Annotated in this window: 19 protein-coding genes; 13 read left to right on the top strand and 6 right to left on the bottom strand. The window is 62.1% G+C overall.

Translation table 11 applies throughout. The features are described from left to right. Positions 1 to 25 precede the first annotated feature (25 nt). Together RRX38_RS11320 and cysN are read left to right on the top strand one after the other, a co-directional pair. Entirely contained in the window at positions 26 to 367 is a 342-nt protein-coding gene (locus tag RRX38_RS11320; RefSeq protein ID WP_315962543.1) for a four helix bundle protein, read from the top strand. Positions 368 to 419: 52 nt separating this feature from the next. Continuing rightward, positions 420 to 2,321: a sulfate adenylyltransferase subunit CysN gene (gene cysN, locus RRX38_RS11315; protein ID WP_315962542.1), complete on the top strand. Its 1,902-nt coding sequence runs from the start codon at positions 420 to 422 to the stop codon at positions 2,319 to 2,321. 112 nt (positions 2,322 to 2,433) lie between these two features. Here the strand turns inward: cysN and RRX38_RS11310 are convergent, their stop codons facing one another. Next, the gene (locus RRX38_RS11310; RefSeq protein WP_295474154.1) at positions 2,434 to 2,868 is read right to left on the bottom strand and encodes a YhcB family protein; all 435 of its coding nucleotides are present in this window, start codon (positions 2,866 to 2,868) and stop codon (positions 2,434 to 2,436) included. 144 nt (positions 2,869 to 3,012) lie between these two features. Here RRX38_RS11310 and RRX38_RS11305 point away from each other — a divergent pair, with 144 nt between their 5' ends. From RRX38_RS11305 to zapE, 3 genes are all read left to right on the top strand, one after another. Further along, positions 3,013 to 3,651 carry an alpha/beta hydrolase gene (locus tag RRX38_RS11305; protein WP_295474151.1) on the top strand — a complete coding sequence of 213 codons (639 nt, stop codon included), beginning with the start codon at positions 3,013 to 3,015 and terminating at the stop codon, positions 3,649 to 3,651. Positions 3,652 to 3,694: 43 nt separating this feature from the next. Then, on the top strand, positions 3,695 to 5,044 hold the full coding sequence (locus tag RRX38_RS11300; protein ID WP_315962541.1) for a tryptophan--tRNA ligase: 1,350 nt from the start codon (positions 3,695 to 3,697) through the stop codon (positions 5,042 to 5,044). A gap of 61 nt (positions 5,045 to 5,105) precedes the next feature. Beyond that, complete coding sequence (zapE, locus tag RRX38_RS11295; RefSeq protein WP_315962540.1) at positions 5,106 to 6,200, top strand: cell division protein ZapE; 1,095 nt, start codon at positions 5,106 to 5,108, stop codon at positions 6,198 to 6,200. Positions 6,201 to 6,281: 81 nt separating this feature from the next. Here zapE and RRX38_RS11290 read toward each other — a convergent pair whose 3' ends face one another. Further along, positions 6,282 to 7,178 carry a GlxA family transcriptional regulator gene (locus RRX38_RS11290; protein ID WP_295474335.1) on the bottom strand — a complete coding sequence of 299 codons (897 nt, stop codon included), beginning with the start codon at positions 7,176 to 7,178 and terminating at the stop codon, positions 6,282 to 6,284. 446 nt (positions 7,179 to 7,624) lie between these two features. Here RRX38_RS11290 and rplM point away from each other — a divergent pair, with 446 nt between their 5' ends. The 7 genes from rplM to RRX38_RS11255 all read left to right on the top strand — a co-directional run bounded on the left by rplM (position 7,625) and on the right by RRX38_RS11255 (position 12,655). Then, positions 7,625 to 8,053 carry a 50S ribosomal protein L13 gene (rplM, locus tag RRX38_RS11285; protein WP_045487943.1) on the top strand — a complete coding sequence of 143 codons (429 nt, stop codon included), beginning with the start codon at positions 7,625 to 7,627 and terminating at the stop codon, positions 8,051 to 8,053. 14 nt (positions 8,054 to 8,067) lie between these two features. Next, entirely contained in the window at positions 8,068 to 8,460 is a 393-nt protein-coding gene (gene rpsI / locus RRX38_RS11280) for a 30S ribosomal protein S9 (RefSeq protein ID WP_295474140.1), read from the top strand. A 298-nt stretch (positions 8,461 to 8,758) separates the two neighbouring features. Continuing rightward, positions 8,759 to 9,352: a ubiquinol-cytochrome c reductase iron-sulfur subunit gene (petA, locus tag RRX38_RS11275; protein WP_295474137.1), complete on the top strand. Its 594-nt coding sequence runs from the start codon at positions 8,759 to 8,761 to the stop codon at positions 9,350 to 9,352. After that, complete coding sequence (locus RRX38_RS11270; RefSeq protein WP_295474134.1) at positions 9,352 to 10,563, top strand: cytochrome b; 1,212 nt, start codon at positions 9,352 to 9,354, stop codon at positions 10,561 to 10,563. The genes petA and RRX38_RS11270 overlap by 1 nt, the downstream gene beginning before the upstream one ends. Further along, positions 10,563 to 11,342 (top strand): cytochrome c1, encoded by a 780-nt coding sequence (locus RRX38_RS11265; RefSeq protein WP_315962539.1) that lies wholly within the window; start codon positions 10,563 to 10,565, stop codon positions 11,340 to 11,342. Before RRX38_RS11270 ends, RRX38_RS11265 begins: the two co-directional genes overlap by 1 nt. 258 nt (positions 11,343 to 11,600) lie before the next feature. Further along, the gene (locus RRX38_RS11260) at positions 11,601 to 12,218 is read left to right on the top strand and encodes a glutathione S-transferase N-terminal domain-containing protein (protein WP_315962538.1); all 618 of its coding nucleotides are present in this window, start codon (positions 11,601 to 11,603) and stop codon (positions 12,216 to 12,218) included. 17 nt (positions 12,219 to 12,235) lie between these two features. Further along, positions 12,236 to 12,655 (top strand): ClpXP protease specificity-enhancing factor, encoded by a 420-nt coding sequence (locus RRX38_RS11255; protein WP_295474126.1) that lies wholly within the window; start codon positions 12,236 to 12,238, stop codon positions 12,653 to 12,655. 94 nt (positions 12,656 to 12,749) lie between these two features. On the opposite strand, the gene RRX38_RS11250 is transcribed toward RRX38_RS11255, so the two are convergent. From RRX38_RS11250 to RRX38_RS11235, 4 genes are all read right to left on the bottom strand, one after another. Then, a complete protein-coding gene (locus RRX38_RS11250; RefSeq protein ID WP_315962537.1) occupies positions 12,750 to 13,328 on the bottom strand; it encodes a BON domain-containing protein in 579 nt (192 codons plus the stop codon). Then, positions 13,325 to 13,918, bottom strand: coding sequence for a phosphoheptose isomerase (locus RRX38_RS11245; RefSeq protein ID WP_295474120.1), 594 nt, complete (start codon positions 13,916 to 13,918; stop codon positions 13,325 to 13,327). Before RRX38_RS11245 ends, RRX38_RS11250 begins: the two co-directional genes overlap by 4 nt. A 141-nt stretch (positions 13,919 to 14,059) precedes the next feature. Further along, on the bottom strand, positions 14,060 to 14,428 hold the full coding sequence (locus RRX38_RS11240; RefSeq protein ID WP_315962536.1) for a YraN family protein: 369 nt from the start codon (positions 14,426 to 14,428) through the stop codon (positions 14,060 to 14,062). Continuing rightward, positions 14,425 to 16,239, bottom strand: coding sequence for a penicillin-binding protein activator (locus RRX38_RS11235; protein WP_315962535.1), 1,815 nt, complete (start codon positions 16,237 to 16,239; stop codon positions 14,425 to 14,427). Before RRX38_RS11235 ends, RRX38_RS11240 begins: the two co-directional genes overlap by 4 nt. Before the next feature lie 253 nt (positions 16,240 to 16,492). On the opposite strand from RRX38_RS11235, the gene rsmI reads away from it, so the two are divergent. Next, positions 16,493 to 17,365: a 16S rRNA (cytidine(1402)-2'-O)-methyltransferase gene (gene rsmI, locus RRX38_RS11230; protein WP_315962668.1), complete on the top strand. Its 873-nt coding sequence runs from the start codon at positions 16,493 to 16,495 to the stop codon at positions 17,363 to 17,365. Positions 17,366 to 17,387 lie beyond the last annotated feature (22 nt).

Genomic DNA, 17,387 nt, shown 5'->3' with positions numbered 1-17,387 from the left:
TGCGGGCTCACAGGGAGTGGCCGCAGTGGATTTTGAGAAGTTGTCGGTTTGGCGGAGAAGCAAGGATCTGGCAGTCGGTGTCTATCAGGTGTTCAAGGAATGCCGAGACTTTGGTTTCAAAGGTCAGATTACCCGCTCGGCGGTGTCCATCCCTTCCAACATTGCCGAAGGCATGGAACGTCTGAGTTGGAGAGAAAAGGTCTGGCTTCTCGGCGTTGCAAAGGCTTCCTGTGCAGAGCTGCGCACGCAACTGATCATCGCTGCCGAGATCGGCTATCTATCTGCTGAACTGGCTGACAAGTGGATTAATGAAACTCGCCAGCTGTCGAGAATGCTCAGCGGGCTGATCAACAAAATTTCTAACTAGCTGTACGCCGACAAGCTTGCAGCTTGAAGCTTACAGCTTGGAGCTTGAACCCATGAGTCACCAATCTGATCTGATCAGCGAGGACATCCTCGCCTACCTGGCCCAGCACGAGCGCAAGGAACTGCTGCGTTTCCTGACCTGCGGCAACGTCGACGACGGCAAGAGCACCCTGATCGGGCGCCTGCTGCACGATTCCAAGATGATCTACGAGGACCACCTCGAGGCCATCACCCGTGATTCGAAGAAGAGCGGCACCACCGGTGAAGAAGTCGACCTGGCGCTGCTGGTCGACGGCCTGCAGGCCGAGCGTGAGCAGGGCATCACCATCGACGTGGCGTACCGCTACTTCTCCACCGCCAAGCGCAAGTTCATCATCGCCGACACCCCGGGCCACGAGCAGTACACCCGCAACATGGCCACCGGCGCCTCGACCTGCGACCTGGCGATCATCCTGGTCGACGCCCGCTACGGCGTGCAGACCCAGACCCGTCGGCACAGCTACATCGCCTCGCTGCTGGGCATCAAGCACATCGTCGTGGCGGTCAACAAGATGGACCTCAAAGGCTTCGACGAGCAGGTCTTCGAGTCGATCAAGGCCGACTACCTTAAGTTCGCCGAGGCCATCGACCTGACGCCGAGCAGCCTGCACTTCGTGCCGATGTCGGCGCTCAAGGGTGACAACGTGGTCAACCGCAGCGAGCGCTCGCCGTGGTACACAGGCCCGGCGCTGATGGAAATCCTCGAAACCGTGGAAGTCGCCGCCGACCGTAACTTCACCGACCTGCGTTTCCCGGTGCAGTACGTCAACCGTCCGAACCTGAACTTCCGCGGCTTCGCCGGCACCCTGGCCAGCGGCATCGTGCACAAGGGCGACGAAGTGGTGGTGTTGCCGTCGGGCAAGAGCAGCCGCGTCAAATCCATCGTCACCTATGAAGGCGAGCTGGAGCAGGCCGGTCCTGGCCAGGCCGTGACCCTGACCATGGAAGACGAGATCGATATCTCGCGTGGCGACCTGCTGGTGCACGCCGACAACGTTCCGCCGGTCACCGATCAGTTCGACGCCATGTTGGTGTGGATGGCCGAAGAACCGATGCTGCCGGGCAAGAAGTACGACATCAAGCGCGCCACCAGCTACGTGCCGGGCTCGATTGCCAGCATCACCCACAAGGTCGATGTGAACACGCTGGAGAAGGGCGCGGCCAGCGCGCTGCAGCTCAACGAGATCGGTCGGATCAAGGTGGCTCTGGATGCCTCCATTGCTCTGGACGGCTACGAGAGCAACCGCACCACCGGTGCCTTCATCGTCATCGACCGCCTGACCAACGGCACCGTGGGTGCCGGCATGATCATCGCTCCGCCGGTGCTACCGCACGGTGGCAATGGCCAGCACGGCAAGCAGGCTCATGTGTCCACCGAAGAGCGCGCGCTGCGTTTCGGCCAGCAGCCAGCCACCGTGCTGTTCAGCGGCCTGTCCGGTGCGGGCAAGAGCACCCTGGCCTATGCCGTGGAGCGCAAACTGTTCGACATGGGCCGTGCGGTCTACGTGCTCGACGGCCAGAACCTGCGTCATGACCTGAACAAGGGCCTGCCGCAGGATCGTGCCGGGCGTACCGAGAACTGGCGTCGTGCCGCCCACGTGGCGCGTCAGTTCAACGAAGCCGGTCTGTTGACCCTGGCCGCCTTCGTCGCGCCGGATGCCGAAGGCCGCGAGCAGGCCAAGGTGTTGATCGGCAAGGATCGTCTGGTCACCGTCTACGTGCAGGCATCGCCAACCGTATGCCGTGAGCGTGACCCGCAGGGCCTGTACGCCGCCGGTGGCGACAACATCCCGGGCGAATCCTTTGCCTACGATGTGCCGCTGGATGCCGACCTGGTGATCGATACCCAACAGGTGGGTGTGGAAGAGGGCGTGCGTCAGGTGCTGGAAGTGCTGCGCAAGCGCGGCGCGATCTGAGGCGGGTTGACGGCTGGGCGCGAAAGCTTCGCGACCCCGCCGTCCACACCAGACGGCAGTCAAGAAAAAGCCCCCGGCCTTGCGGCGCGGGGGCTTTTCTTTGTGTGCTTCGTTACTTCTTCAAGCCGTAGTGCTCATCCAGCATGCCGGGAGCATTCGGTGCCTTGGGCGCGTAGTCTTTCGGCGCCTCGGTGTAGTGCGGCGGGGTGATGCGTTCGCGTGGCGCGTGCTGGGCCTCGGGATGCATGGCGGCCAGCAGGCGTTGGCGGGTCAGTTCGTCCAGCGCCAGGCGGTTGGCGCCTTCGGCGAGATGTTCCTGAACTTCATGATACTGCTGGCTGAGTTTCTGGATCAGGCTGGCCGTGGCATTGAAGTGGGTGACCACCTCGTTCTGATAGGTATCGAAACGTTCCTGAACGTCATCCAGCTGACGCTGGGTGCTGTTCGGAGCGGCGTTGGGCAGCAGACGCGCGACCAGGAAACCAATGACGACACCGGCAACCAGGGCAAGAGTCGGCAACAACCAAACTAAGAGCGAGTGTTCCACGAGTCCTTCCTCTATAAACGGCTTTGCTTTACGTTAACGGCTCGAACAGGCGCTGTATACCCGCGACGCGTCGCCGATATGCCAGCCACAGACAATCAGCTAGACGAGTCGACCCACCATGGGGTCACGGAGTTCTTTCCTGCCATGCGCGAAACCCCTGTCTTCATCGATGGCCCGCAAGGCCCGCTCGAAGCCCTCTACCAGGACCTGCCCGATGCCAAGGGCGTGGCGCTGATCTGCCATCCTAACCCGATTCAGGGCGGGACGATGCTCAACAAGGTGGTCTCCACCCTGCAGCGGGCCGCGCGCGATGCCGGTTTCGCCACCTTGCGCTTCAATTATCGCGGCGTCGGGGCCAGTGCCGGCACCTCGGTGGCCGGTGTCGAGGAGATCGACGATGCACGCGCCGCTGCCCGCTGGCTGCGCCAGGCCCAACCCGAGCTGCCCATGACGCTGTTCGGCTTCTCCTTCGGCGGCTACGTGGCCGGCGCCCTCAGTGGCGAGCTGGAAGCGGCAGGCGAGCGCCTGCGCCAGGTGTTCCTCATCGCCCCGGCCGCGGCGCGCTTCAAGGAGGCCGATGCGCTGGCGCAGAGCGTACCGCTGACCATCATTCAGCCCGAGGCCGACGAAGTCATCGAACCTGGTGTGGTGTATGACTGGTCTGGCGCATTGCAACGTCCCCATGAGCTGCTGAAAGTGGCAGAATGCGGACACTTCTTCCACGGCAAGCTCACCGATCTCAAGGACCTGGTGATGCCACGGCTGCTGGCCGAGCCCGTTTGACACCGCCTTCTACCGATGCAGCCCACTGATTAAGCGACCCGCCATGACCACTCGTATCCTGACCGGTATCACCACCACCGGTACTCCCCACCTGGGCAACTACGCCGGCGCGATCCGTCCGGCGGTGGTCGCCAGCCGCCAGCCCGGCGTCGACTCGTTCTACTTCCTGGCCGACTACCACGCCCTGATCAAGTGCGACGATCCGCTGCGCATCCAGCGTTCGCGCCTGGAAATCGCCGCCACCTGGCTGGCCGCCGGTCTGGACCCGGAGCGCGTGACCTTCTATCGGCAGTCGGACATCCCCGAGATTCCCGAGCTGACCTGGCTGCTGACCTGCGTATCGGCCAAGGGCCTGCTCAACCGTGCCCACGCCTACAAGGCCTCGGTGGACAAGAACGTTGAAGCCGGTGAAGACCCCGATGCCGGCGTGACCATGGGCCTGTACAGCTACCCGGTGCTGATGGCCGCCGACATCCTGATGTTCAACGCCCACAAGATTCCGGTGGGCCGCGACCAGATCCAGCACGTGGAAATGGCCCGTGACATCGCCCAGCGCTTCAACCACCTGTTCGGCAACGGCAAGGATTTCTTTGCCCTGCCCGAAGCGCTGATCGAAGAAAGCGTGGCAACCCTGCCGGGCCTGGACGGGCGCAAGATGTCCAAGAGCTACGACAACACCATTCCGCTGTTCAGCAGCCCCAAGGAACTCAAGGACGCCATCTCGCGCATCGTCACCGACTCGCGCGCGCCGGGCGAAGCCAAGGACCCGGACAACTCGCACCTGTTCACCCTTTACCAGGCGTTCTCCACCCCCGCGCAGAGCGCGGCGTTCCGTGCCGAGCTGCTCGATGGCCTGGGCTGGGGCGAAGCCAAGGCGCGGTTGTTCAGCCTGCTGGACGCCGAGCTGAGCGGCCCGCGGGAAATCTATCAGGGGCTGATCGCGCGCCCGGCTGACCTGGAGGACATCCTCCTGGCCGGCGCCCAGAAGGCTCGTCGCATCGCGACGCCGTTCCTCGAATCGCTGCGCGAAGCCGTTGGCCTGCGCTCGTTCCGCAGTGCGGTGCAAGCGGCTGACACCGGCAAGAAGAAGGCCGCCAAGGCTGCACGTTTCGTCAGCTTCCGCGAAGACGATGGCAGCTTCCGTTTCCGCCTGCTGGCCGCCGACGGTGAACAACTGCTGTTGTCCCATGCTTTCCCTGACGGCAAGGCCGCCGGAGCGGTAAGCAAGCAGTTGCAGCAGGGTGGCGAGCTGGACATCCGTCCCGAAAGCGACCGCTTCAGCCTGTGGCTCGATGGCGTCTGCGTGGGCGAAAGCCCGGTGTACGCCGATACCGCTGCGCGTGACCTGGCTATCGAAAACCTCAAGTCGGCACTGGCCCCGCAACAGGACTGATTGCCAATCGCCAGGGCCGTCGCTACAGTGTCGGCCCGCTTTTATTGCCCGCTGATGACCTATGACGCCCCTGGAACGATATCAAGCCGACCTTAAACGCCCGGACTTCTTTCACGACGCCGCGCAGGAAAACGCCGTGCGTCACCTGCAGCGTCTGTACGATGACCTGATCGCCGCGCAGAACAACAAGCCTGGCCTGCTCGGCAAGCTGTTCGGCAAGAAGGAGCCCGAGGTCGTCAAGGGCCTGTACTTCTGGGGTGGCGTAGGGCGGGGCAAGACCTACCTGGTCGACACCTTCTTCGACGCGCTGCCGTTCAAGCAGAAGATGCGTACGCACTTCCACCGCTTCATGAAGCGTGTGCACGAAGAAATGAAGACCCTCAAGGGTGAGAAGAACCCCCTGACGGTGATCGCCAAGCGCTTCTCCGAGGAAGCCCGGGTGATCTGCTTCGACGAGTTCTTCGTCTCCGACATCACCGATGCCATGATCCTCGGCACCCTGATGGAAGAGCTGTTCAAGAATGGTGTATCGCTGGTCGCCACCTCGAACATCGTGCCAGACGGCCTGTACAAGGACGGCCTGCAACGCGCGCGCTTCCTGCCGGCCATCGCCCTGATCAAACAGCATACCGACGTGGTCAACGTCGACAGCGGCGTGGACTACCGCCTGCGCCATCTGGAGCAGGCCGAGCTGTTCCACTACCCGCTGGACGAAGCGGCGCACCAAAGCCTGAAGGCCAGCTTCAAGGCCCTGACGCCCGACTGCGCGGAAACCGTCGAGAACGACGTGCTGATCATCGAGAACCGCGAGATCCGTGCGGTGCGCACCTGCGACGACGTGGCCTGGTTCAACTTCCGCGACCTGTGCGACGGCCCGCGTAGCCAGAACGACTACATCGAGCTGGGCAAGATCTTCCACGCCGTGCTGCTCAGCGACGTGGAGCAGATGAGCGTGACCACCGACGACATCGCTCGACGCTTCATCAACATGGTCGATGAGTTCTACGATCGCAACGTCAAGCTGATCATTTCTGCCGAGGTCGAACTCAAGGACCTCTACTCGGGTGGCCGCCTGAACTTCGAGTTCCAGCGCACCCTCAGCCGCCTGCTGGAAATGCAGTCCCACGAATTCCTGTCCCGCGCCCACAAGCCCTGAAGGCAGCGGCTGTAGGAGCGGCTTCAGCCGCGAAAATCTTTGACCGCCTGAAGCCGCTCCTACGCGGTGCCTGCAAGCGACTCAGGCGGCCTGCTGGTACTGCTGCCGGTACTGGTTGGGCGACAGCTCGGTGTGCTGGCGGAACAGCCGGGCGAAGAAGCTGGCGTCGTCGTAGCCCACTTCATAGCTGATGGTCTTGATGCTCTTGCTGGTGGCCGAGAGCAGGCCCTTGGCGGTCTCGATGCGCAGGCGCTGCAGGTAGTGCAGGGGCTTGTCGCCGGTGGCGCTCTGGAAGCGGCGCATGAAGTTGCGGATGCTCATGCCATGTTCGCGGGCCACGTCTTCGAAGCGGAACTTGTCGGCGAAGTGTTCTTCCAGCCATTGCTGGATCTGCAGGATGCTCATGTCCTGGTGCAGCTTCTGCCCGCCGAAGCCGATGCGCCCCGGTGCATAGTTGCGCCGCACTTCGTAGAGGATGTCGCGGGCCACGGCCTGGGCCACGTTGGCACCGCAGAAGCGCTCGATCATGTAGATGTACAGGTCGCAGGCCGAGGTACTGCCACCGGCGCAATACAGGTTGTCGGCGTCGATGATGTGCTTGTCCTGGTTGAGCAGCACCTTGGGGAAGCGTTCGCTGAACTCGTTGAAGAAGCGCCAGTAGGTGGTGGCTTCCTTGCCGTCCAGCAGGCCGCTGGCGGCCAGCCAGAACACACCGCTGGCCTCGGCGCAGAGCACCGCACCCTGGGCATGCTGGTCGCGCAGCCAGGGCAGGACCTGCGGGTAGCGTTCGCAGAGTGCGTCGAAGTCATCCCAGAAGGCCGGCAGCACGATGATGTCGCTGGATTCCAGACCGCCGTCGACCGGCAGCATGACATCGCTGAAGCTGTTCACGGGAAGACCGTCAGGGCTGACCAGGCGGATCTCGAAGGCGGGCTTGATGCCGTGGCCGAGTTGCTTGCTGTAGCGCAGGCTGGCCAGGTGGAAGAAATCCTTGGCTTGCATCAGGGTCGAAGCGAACACCCGGTCGATGGCCAGGATGCTCACGCGCCGCAGAACGGCGGAGGGTGGGATCGGCATAGTCTTTGTTCTTATAGGTAATAGTGGTCAAACAGCGGCTGAATCGTCTTATGTTTTTTCCGCTCTGTCCAGCCTCGACCGCTCTGTCGCCGGGGGCGGGCCAAAGGTGAAGGCAGAGATGAAATTGAGGTTGAGCTTCTCGTTGCAGCCTGTATAATTGCGCACCTCTTGGCAGAGGGAGTGATGCCCCGCCTGCTAAAGATTTCGCCGTATACGGACGCGCTGACCCGAGCCCCCGATAGCGTCTGTTTCCGGCTGCCACTGGCGGGCCTCTGGCTTGTCAGGGATTGCACTATTCAGTAAGCTCCGCCGTCTATTTTTCAAGGCGGCCCCTGAGGCTATAAAGAATGAAAACTTTTACTGCTAAACCGGAAACAGTTAAGCGCGACTGGTTCGTCGTCGACGCTGCTGGCCAGACCCTGGGTCGTCTGGCCACCGAAATCGCGAGCCGTCTGCGTGGCAAGCACAAGCCTGAATACACTCCGCACGTTGACACTGGCGACTACATCGTCGTGATCAATGCCGAGCAGATTCGTGTGACCGGTGCCAAGTCCTCCGACAAGATCTACTACTCTCACTCCGGCTTCCCTGGCGGCATCAAGTCGATCAACTTCGAAAAGCTGATCGACAAGGCTCCTGAGCGCGTGATCGAGACTGCGGTAAAAGGCATGCTGCCTAAGAACCCGCTGGGTCGCGACATGTACCGTAAGCTGAAAGTCTATGCGGGCGCTGTGCACCCTCATACCGCTCAGCAGCCCCAAGAACTGAAGTTTTAACGGAATAGTTGATTATGTCGGCGACTCAAAATTACGGCACTGGCCGTCGCAAGACCGCAACCGCTCGCGTTTTCCTGCGTCCGGGCACTGGTAACATCTCGATCAACAACCGTTCGCTGGACGTGTTCTTTGGCCGTGAAACTGCCCGCATGGTAGTTCGCCAGCCTCTGGAACTGACCGAGACCACCGAGAAATTCGACATCTACGTCACCGTTATCGGTGGCGGCGTAAGTGGCCAGGCTGGCGCAATCCGCCACGGCATCACTCGCGCGCTGATGCAATACGACGAGTCGCTGCGCAGCCCGCTGCGTAAAGCCGGCTACGTCACTCGTGACGCCCGTGAAGTTGAGCGTAAGAAAGTGGGTCTGCGTAAAGCGCGTAAGCGTCCGCAGTACTCCAAGCGTTAATACGCGCTTACGTTTCAAGAAGAACGCCCGCTTCTCCGGAAGTCGGGCGTTTTTTTATGCCCACGATTTTTTCGGGGCAGGGCGAAATGTTCGTTGTTGATACATCGGTGTTTATCCAGTGAGGCAATCTGCCTCACTGCTGCAAGTCAATGTTTACACCTATTCCTACCTTTTGAAGGGTCTTAAGACCTTGTTGACAGAAGGGGCATTATTTACCATCCCGGCCACTTGGCAATGACTAGATTGTTATCGAGCAGGTTCCTGATTGATCAGGCCTGCGTGGACGGGAGAGGGCGGAATGAGCAATGACGGCGTCAATGCGGGCCGGCGTCGCTTCCTGGTAGCGGCTACCTCGGTGGTGGGCGCGGCGGGGGCGGTAGGGGCTGCGGTCCCGTTTGTAGGATCGTGGTTTCCCAGCGCCAAGGCCAAGGCCGCGGGCGCGCCGGTCAAGGTCAACATCGGCAAGATCGAGCCGGGCCAGCAGATGGTTGCCGAGTGGCGCGGGCAGCCGGTGTTCATCCTGCGCCGAACGAGCCAGATCCTTGAGGGTTTGGGCAGGATAGGCGGCCAGTTGGCGGATCCTGAATCGAAACAGTCCGTGCAGCCGGGCTATGTCGACCATGCCCTGCGTTCGATCAAGCCAGAGATCCTGCTGCTGGTCGGTCTGTGCACCCACCTGGGCTGCTCGCCGACCTTCCGTCCGGAGGTGGCGCCTGCCGACCTGGGGCCGGAGTGGGTCGGCGGCTACTTCTGCCCATGCCACGGCTCGCGCTACGACCTGGCCGGCCGCGTCTACAAATCACAACCTGCGCCATTGAACCTGCCGGTACCGCCGCACAGCTATGAGTCGGACACGGTCATTGTCATTGGCGTCGATCAGGAGGGGGCGTGATGAGCAAGTTCATGGATTGGATCGATGCGCGTTTTCCTGCCACCAGGATGTGGGAAGAGCATCTGAGCAAGTACTACGCACCGAAGAACTTCAACTTCTTCTATTTCTTCGGCTCGTTGGCGCTGCTGGTTCTGGTCAATCAGCTGGCGACCGGCGTTTGGTTGACCATGAACTACACGCCGACGGCGGAAGAGGCTTTCGCCTCTGTCGAGACGATCATGCGTGATGTGGAATACGGCGCCATCTTGCGTCTGCTGCACTCCACCGGTGCCTCGGCGTTCTTCATCGTGGTGTACCTGCACATGTTCCGGGGGCTGTTGTATGGCTCGTACCAGAAGCCGCGTGAGCTGGTGTGGATATTTGGCATGTTCATCTACCTGGCGCTGATGGCCGAGGCCTTCATGGGCTACCTGCTGCCGTGGGGGCAGATGTCCTATTGGGGGGCCCAGGTGATCATCTCGTTGTTCGGCGCGATTCCCTTCATCGGTGATGCGCTGACCGAGTGGATACGCGGCGACTATCTGATCTCCGGCATTACCTTGAACCGCTTCTTCGCCCTGCATGTCATCGCGCTGCCCATCGTCATTCTCGGCCTGGTGGTGCTGCACATCCTGGCCTTGCATGAGGTGGGGTCGAACAACCCGGACGGTATCGATATCAAGAAGCTCAAGGACGAGAACGGCAAGCCGCTGGATGGCATTCCATTCCACCCTTACTACACGGTAAAGGACATCGTCGGCGTGGCGGTGTTTCTCTTCGTGTTCTGCACCATCGTGTTCTTCTTCCCGGAAATGGGCGGCTATTTCCTGGAAAAGCCTAACTTCGAGGCCGCCAATCCGTTCAAGACACCCGAACACATCGCGCCGGTGTGGTACTTCACGCCGTTCTACGCCATCTTGCGCGCCATCCCTGACAAGCTTATGGGGGTAATGGCCATGGGGGCTGCGATCGCCGTGCTGTTCGTGCTGCCCTGGCTGGACCGCAGCCCGGTGCGCTCGATGCGCTACAAGGGCTGGCTCAGTCGTTTGTGGCTGGCGGTGTTCTGCCTGGCCTTCGTGACGCTCGGCGTGCTGGGTGTACAGCCGCCCACGCCGGGACGGACCTTGTTGTCGCAGGTCTGCACCTTCCTGTACTTCGCGTATTTCATTCTGATGCCGTTCTATACCCGGCTCGAGAAAACCAAACCGGTGCCAGAGAGGGTAACAGGCTGATGAACAAGCTATTGGCGGTATTGATGCTGGCCTGGCTGCCGGTGCTCTGCACGGCGGCCGAACAGGTTGCCGAGCTGGAGCCGGTGAAGATCGACGTCTCCGACAAGGCGGCGATGCAGGATGGTGCGCGAACCTTCGTCAACTATTGCATGGGGTGTCACGGGGCCAAGTACCAGCGTTACGAGCGGGTGGCCGATGACCTGGGCATTCCTCATGAGCTGATGCTCGAGAAGCTGGTGTTCACCGGGGCGAAGATCGGTGATCACATGACCAGCAGCATGCGACCGGCCGATGCCAAGGCCTGGTTCGGTGCCGAACCTCCGGATCTGACCCTGGTGGCGCGGGTGCGTGGGACCGATTGGTTGTATCACTACCTGCGCTCGTTCTACGAAGACCCGTCCCGGCCGTTGGGGGTGAACAACCGTGTCTTCCCCAATGTCGGCATGCCCAATGTGCTGGTCGGCCTGCAGGGGCGCCAGGTGATCGGCTGCAAGCAGGTACCGGTGGTCGAAAGCGGCAAGAAACAGTACGACCCGCTCACGGGTGCGGTCCTGACCCATGAAGCCTGTGACCAGTTGACCGTGTTGCCCAACACCGGCAGCCTGAGCCAGGAGCAGTTCGATGAGAAGATCCGTAACCTGGTGACCTTCCTGGCCTACTCGGCCAACCCGATGAAGCTGGAACTCCAGCGTATTGGCACCTGGGTGCTGCTGTACCTGGCATTCTTCTTTGTGTTCGCCTGGCTGCTCAAGCGCGAATACTGGAAGGACGTGCACTGATCGCTTGGCCAGCTTTCCGGGGACAGGCGCGGATAATAGGGCGCATATTCGTTTCAGCAGAGCACCAGGCGGTAGCGCTTTCAGGAAAAAGACCCGCGTTGCGAGTATAGTAGCGGAGCAAGATTGCAAATTTGCCTCAGGTGAATAAGCTATCCTGTTCGCGTATCGACGCCCTGCTGCCAGCGTGCATCCACGCAGGCATGTCAGGGCGTATTTGCGCCGTCGTTACACTCATATCTACAAGCGAGGAGGATCACCATGGGCGTGACCAATCGGTTGGCCTGTTATTCCGACCCCGCCGACCACTATTCCCACCGCGTGCGCATCGTGCTCGCCGAGAAGGGCGTCATCGCCGAGATCATCGATGTCGTGGCTGATCGCCTGCCGCCGCAGCTGGTCGAGGTGAATCCCTATGGAAGCCTGCCGACTCTGGTTGATCGGGATCTGGCGTTGTACGAGCCGACCGTGGTGATGGAGTACCTGGAGGAGCGCTACCCGCATCCACCACTGATGCCGGTTTATCCGGTGGCCAGGGCCAATACCCGGCTGCTGGCACATCGCATACAGCGGGACTGGTGCGGTCTGGTGGACAAGATCCTGGATCCGCGCTGCAAGGAGAGTGATCGGGTCCAGGCGCGCAAGGAGCTGCGCGAGAGTCTGACAGGGGTATCGCCACTGTTCGCTGACAAGCCGTTTTTTCTCAGTGATGAGCTAAGTCTCGTCGATTGCTGTCTACTGCCCATACTCTGGCGTTTGCCGGTTTTGGGTATCGAATTGCCACGGCAAGCCAAGCCGTTGCTCGACTACATGGAACGCCAGTTCGCGCGTGAGGCATTCCAGGCAAGCCTGTCTGCTGCCGAGCGTGAAATGCGCTAAGGCCTAAGGAGCCGTTGATGAACTCCAGTCGCCCTTATCTGATTCGTGCTCTTTACGAGTGGATTGTAGATAACGATTGCACCCCTCATATCCTGGTCAATGCCGAGTATCCCTCGGTGCAGGTGCCCCAGGGTTTCGCCAATGACGGGCAGATCGTCCTCAACGTATCGCCGAGTGCGGTGCGCCAGCTGCACATGGATAACGAAGCAGTGAGCTTCGAGGGCCGCTTCGGTGGCGTGCCGCACACCTTGTACGTGCCGGTCGGTGCGATCCTGGGCATTTACGCTCGTGAGAATGGCCAGGGCATGGTCTTTGACCTGGAGCCGGCCCTGGAGGAGCGGGATGTCGAAGAAATCGACATGGACGACGACAACTCGCCACCCGACAGTGAGCCGCCGCGCCCCAGCGGCAGGCCGAGCCTGAAAGTCGTGAAATGAAAAAAAGGCGATCTGCGGATCGCCTTTTTTCATTTCAGGATGCCGCCTGGGCCTGATTGCCGATAGCCTGCCAGCCCGGCGAAGCGGCTCATGGTCAGTCGATGTACTCGAACAACTTGACGATCTTCTGCACGCCCGAGACCCCTTGGACCAGATTGGTCGCGCGGTTGGCTTCCTGTTGAGTGACCAGGCCCAGCAGGTAGACGATACCGTTCTCGGTCACCACCTTGATGCGTGAGCCGGGAATGGAGTTGTCGGCCAGCATCTGGCTCTTGATCTTGGTGGTCAGCCAGGTGTCGTTCTGGCGTGCCAGGAACGAAGAGGGCGGGATGACCTGCAGCTCGTTGTTGACCTTCTTGACCCGCTGCACCGAGGCCGCCGCCTGTTCGGCGATGTTCTTCAGCTCGGCGCGCGGCGTCTGGCCGGCCAGCAGGACGATGCCGTTGTAGCTGGTGACCACGATGTGCGAGCCCTCGGCCAGGTCCGGATGGGCCTTGGAGATGTTTACCGCCGCCTTGGTCTCGATCAGCGAGTCGTCGATCTTGCTGCCAAGGGTGCGTGTGCCGCGGTCATCCTCGATGGGCTGGTCGCGGGTGGCGGTCAGTACCGAGCTGCAGCCGCCAAGGCCGAGGCACAGGGCCAGAACTGCCAGGCTGAGACGATTAGGGGTCATTCTTCGCTCCCGAACAATTGGCTGTCGATCAAATCGCAGAGGCAGTGGATCGCCAGCAGATGGACTTCCTGAATGCGCGCGGTGACCTTGGCCGGGACGCGGATCTCCACGTCCTCGGGCAGCAGTAGCGAAGCTACGTCGCCACCGTCGCGTCCAGTCAATGCTACGACAATCATTTCGCGATCATGTGCGGCCTGGATCGCCTGAATGATATTGGCCGAATTGCCGCTGGTGGAAATCGCCAGCAACACGTCGCCCGGTTGGCCAAGGGCGCGGATCTGTTTGGAGAACACCTCGTTGTAGCTGTAGTCGTTGGCGATCGAGGTGATGGTCGAGCTGTCGGTGGTCAGGGCGATGGCGGGCAGGCTGGGGCGCTCACGCTCGAAGCGGTTGAGCAGCTCCGAGGAGAAGTGCTGGGCGTCGCCCGCTGAGCCGCCATTACCGCAGGCCAGCATCTTGCCCTCGTTGAGCAGGGCATTGACCATGACCTGGCTGGCCAGCTCGATATGCGGTGCGAGGACCTCCATGGCCTGTTGCTTGGTATCGATACTGGCCTGGAAGTGCCGGCGGATTCGGGATTGCATGTCCATCTGGAGTGACCTTGGTTAGCGCGTCGGGTCGCGGTTCGGCGCCCTGGGCAATCGCCGCAGGCGCCCTGCATCATCGGGTTGGCCGGCGCGGCAAACGAAAAAACGGTGTTGGATTCGGTGGGTGCTCGGGGTGGCGACGGCTCAGCTGTCGAAGGCGCTCTTCAGCCAGTTCAACACATTGCCCTCGCCAGGCGTCCCCTCGACCGCGATGACATCGAAACGGCAGGGGCTTTCGGCCCAGCGCGGCTGTTCATGGAGAAACTGCTGCGCGGCGGCGATCAGCCGTTCCTGCTTGCGTGCATCGATGCTTTCCATGGCGCTGCCCCAGCCGTTCTGGCGGCGGTAGCGGACTTCGACGAATACTACTGTAGAGTCGTCCAGCATGACCAGATCAAGCTCGCCGCGTCGGCATGTCCAGTTGCGTGCCAGCAGTTGCAGGCCATGCTGTTGCAGATGCTGCAGGGCGAAGGTTTCAGCCTCGCGCCCTGCAACCTGGCTGCCTGGTCTCAAGGCGCGGTGTCCGGCAGGCGCTGGACCTGGCCGTTGACGAACTCGGCCCAGGGCAGTTGACGTTCAACGCGACGGTTCTGGTTCAGGCTCAGGCTGCCGGACAGGCCGTCGAGGCGGCTGTCAGGCAGGGCCTTGAGCTGTGTGAGACGCGGCGCCAGGCGGTAGGCGTCGACGCCCATGGCATAGAGGCGGCCCAGGCTGCCCGCTGCCTGTGGCCACTGGGCGACCACCTGCTGGCGCAGCGGGTCGTTGGCATTGAGCAGCCATGGTGTGTCGCAGAAGCGAACGCCATTGAGGTCCATGTACTGGGCGTGATCGTTGCTGTTGGTGAACAGCTGCGAGGTGGCGTACACCGGTACATCACCTGCGTACTGGAAGACCATGGTCGGTTTGATCTGCTGGGCCAGTTGCGGGGTGGCGACCAGGAACATGAAGTCGATGTCCTGGCGGCGCGAAGGCTGGGTCGCGACCTGGCTGCCGGTGGCGGCCTGCAGACGCTGGGCGCGGCCTTCGCTGGAGCGCAGCTGGAACATGTCGGCGATCTGGCGGGCCAGGTCGACGGGCTGGTCGATACGCTCGACGGCGACCAGAGTGCCGCCCTTGGCGCGCCAGCTGTTGTTGAAGGCGGTCAGTACACGGTCGCCCCATTCGCCCTTGGGCACCATCGCCACGGCAGTACGCTTGCCTTCCGACCAGGCGCGGCGAGCCACTTCGCGAGCTTCGTCCTCGGCGGCCAAGCCGAACTGGAACAGTTCCTGCGGGCCAGCGGTAGGGCTGTCGCTGTAGTTCAGGGCCAGGGTGGTGATGGGCAGTTGAGGGCGGCTGCTGAGCTGCTTGACCAGTTCCTTTTCAAGAGGGCCGACCACCAGCTGTACGCCGGCAGCCTTGGCCTGGCGGTAGAAATCGTCCATGGAGGTCACTCGAGAGCTGTCGAAGACCTGGATGGCCGGCGGATTCTGGCCAGCCTGTTGGGCCTGGTAGTGGGCGGCCAGGAAGCCTTCACGCAGCGCCTTGGCGACGTTGGCCAGCGGGCCTTCCTGAGGCAGCAGCAGCGCGATGCGGGTCAGCGGTTCACTGGTCAGCGAGCGCAGCTGCGCCAGTGCGGTGGGCAGCTGCTGGGCGGCCGGGTGTTTCGGGTTCTGCGCTTTCCAGTTGTCGATGGCGGCCTGCTGTTGCTCCAGGGTGCCGGCGTTCTTGATGGCGCTGGCCAGGTTCAGCCAGCCGCTCAGGTCATCGTTGCCAGTGGCCTGCAGCTGTTCAGGCGGCAGTGCGGAGACCAGCTTCCAGATGGCGTCGTTGTTGCTGCTGGCATCCTGGCCTTCGAGCAGCGGGCCGGCGAACACGCGCTCGCGCACTGCCGGGAGGATCTGGCCGTCCTGCTCGAGTGCCTTGGCATGCACCATGTGGGTACGCACCTGCTGCTCGGTCGACAGCTCGCCCAGGCGTTGCATGCTTGGGTGGGCCAAGGCCTCGAGCGCTGCCTTGGGCTGGTTGCGGCCCAGGGCCAGTTCGGCGGACAGGGTGCTGGCGAAGACCTGCAGGCCTGGCGGCAGTTGGTCGATCTGCACTTGTGCTAGCAATTGCGCGGCGCGGCCCGGATTGCCCTGGCGGTTGGCCAGGTCCGCGGCGCTCAGGCGCAGGGTGGCGGCCTTGTCCGGTGTCTTGGCGTTGGCCGCCTGTTCCAGCAGCTGTTCGATGCTGGCGTCGGGCGTGCGCGGCAGTTCACCGAGGTTCGACGAAGGAGAGCTGGCGCAGGCCGCCAGCAGGGCAGCGAGGCAGAGGGCAGATAACAGCCGCAGGCAAGCGATCATGTATATGTTCCTGGTACTCAAGCGAATTAGCGGGGAATTGTACCCAAGCACTGGCCGGGGTGCGACTTCGAAGGCGTGCGCGGCCGCAACCTGAGCGCAGCGCGAGGGGGTGTTATCGTCGTGAAGGGGGCGGGACTCTCATGCCTTGGCTTCCTTTTGCAGGCCTGTCGGGGTGCGGACTCCTGTCAGGGCATGGAGTCTGTACAATGCTTTCTTTATATATGTGTGGAGTCATGAACATGGGGTGTGCGTTTTGACTGTTGCGGCTGCTTCGAATTCCGCCACGGGATCGCTTTATGTCGTGGCCACGCCAATTGGCAACCTGGACGACATGAGCGTGCGTGCGCTCAAGGTGCTGCGCGAGGTCGCTCTCATTGCGGCTGAGGATACCCGGCATTCATTGCGTCTGATGCAACACTTTGGCATAGCCACGCCGCTGGCGGCCTGCCACGAGCATAACGAGCGCAACGAAGGCGGACGCTTCATCGAGAAATTGCTGGCGGGCGAGGATGTGGCGCTGATCTCCGATGCGGGTACACCGCTGATTTCCGATCCGGGCTACCACCTGGTGCGCCAGGCGCGTGCCGCCGGGGTGCCGGTGGTTCCGGTGCCGGGGCCCTGTGCGTTGATCGCGGCCTTGTCGGCGGCGGGCTTGCCGTCGGACCGCTTCATCTTCGAAGGTTTTCTGCCGGCCAAGGCCGTGGGGCGCAAGACCCGTCTCGAGCAGCTTTGCGAAGAGCCGCGTACCCTGATCTTCTACGAAGCGCCGCATCGGATCCTGGAATGCCTGCAGGATATGGAGGCGGTGTTCGGCGGCGAGCGTCCGGCAGTGCTGGCCCGCGAATTGACGAAAACCTTCGAGACGCTCAAGGGCTTGCCATTGGCGCAGCTGCGCGCATTCGTCGAGGCCGATGGCAATCAGCAGCGCGGTGAGTGCGTGGTGCTGGTGGCAGGCTGGAGCGAGCCGCAGGGGGATGATGCCATCGGCAGCGAGGCGCGTCGGATTCTGGGATTGCTGCTGGAGGACCTGCCGGTCAAGCGGGCGGCAGCCTTGGCGGCGGAAATCACCGGCGTGCGCAAGAATCTGCTCTACCAGCTGGCGCTCGAAGAACAGCAGAAGAAATAAGGCACTTTCATGGCGGGCGCAG

The sequence above is a fragment of the Pseudomonas sp. DTU_2021_1001937_2_SI_NGA_ILE_001 genome (assembly GCF_032463525.1).
GTDB lineage: Bacteria > Pseudomonadota > Gammaproteobacteria > Pseudomonadales > Pseudomonadaceae > Aquipseudomonas.
The sequence above is the reverse complement of the archived record's forward strand: the minus strand, read 5'-3'. Positions and strand labels throughout refer to the sequence as shown.

Coding starts and splice junctions, on each gene's coding strand:
- RRX38_RS11250 (WP_315962537.1), bottom strand. CDS start 13,328: ATGACCCCTAATCGTCTCAGCCTGGCAGTTCTGGCCCTGTGCCTCGGC.
- rplM (WP_045487943.1), top strand. CDS start 7,625: ATGAAAACTTTTACTGCTAAACCGGAAACAGTTAAGCGCGACTGGTTC.
- RRX38_RS11235 (WP_315962535.1), bottom strand. CDS start 16,239: ATGATCGCTTGCCTGCGGCTGTTATCTGCCCTCTGCCTCGCTGCCCTG.
- RRX38_RS11260 (WP_315962538.1), top strand. CDS start 11,601: ATGGGCGTGACCAATCGGTTGGCCTGTTATTCCGACCCCGCCGACCAC.
- RRX38_RS11245 (WP_295474120.1), bottom strand. CDS start 13,918: ATGGACATGCAATCCCGAATCCGCCGGCACTTCCAGGCCAGTATCGAT.
- cysN (WP_315962542.1), top strand. CDS start 420: ATGAGTCACCAATCTGATCTGATCAGCGAGGACATCCTCGCCTACCTG.
- RRX38_RS11270 (WP_295474134.1), top strand. CDS start 9,352: ATGAGCAAGTTCATGGATTGGATCGATGCGCGTTTTCCTGCCACCAGG.
- RRX38_RS11305 (WP_295474151.1), top strand. CDS start 3,013: ATGCGCGAAACCCCTGTCTTCATCGATGGCCCGCAAGGCCCGCTCGAA.
- RRX38_RS11265 (WP_315962539.1), top strand. CDS start 10,563: ATGAACAAGCTATTGGCGGTATTGATGCTGGCCTGGCTGCCGGTGCTC.
- zapE (WP_315962540.1), top strand. CDS start 5,106: ATGACGCCCCTGGAACGATATCAAGCCGACCTTAAACGCCCGGACTTC.
- RRX38_RS11300 (WP_315962541.1), top strand. CDS start 3,695: ATGACCACTCGTATCCTGACCGGTATCACCACCACCGGTACTCCCCAC.
- petA (WP_295474137.1), top strand. CDS start 8,759: ATGAGCAATGACGGCGTCAATGCGGGCCGGCGTCGCTTCCTGGTAGCG.
- RRX38_RS11255 (WP_295474126.1), top strand. CDS start 12,236: ATGAACTCCAGTCGCCCTTATCTGATTCGTGCTCTTTACGAGTGGATT.
- rpsI (WP_295474140.1), top strand. CDS start 8,068: ATGTCGGCGACTCAAAATTACGGCACTGGCCGTCGCAAGACCGCAACC.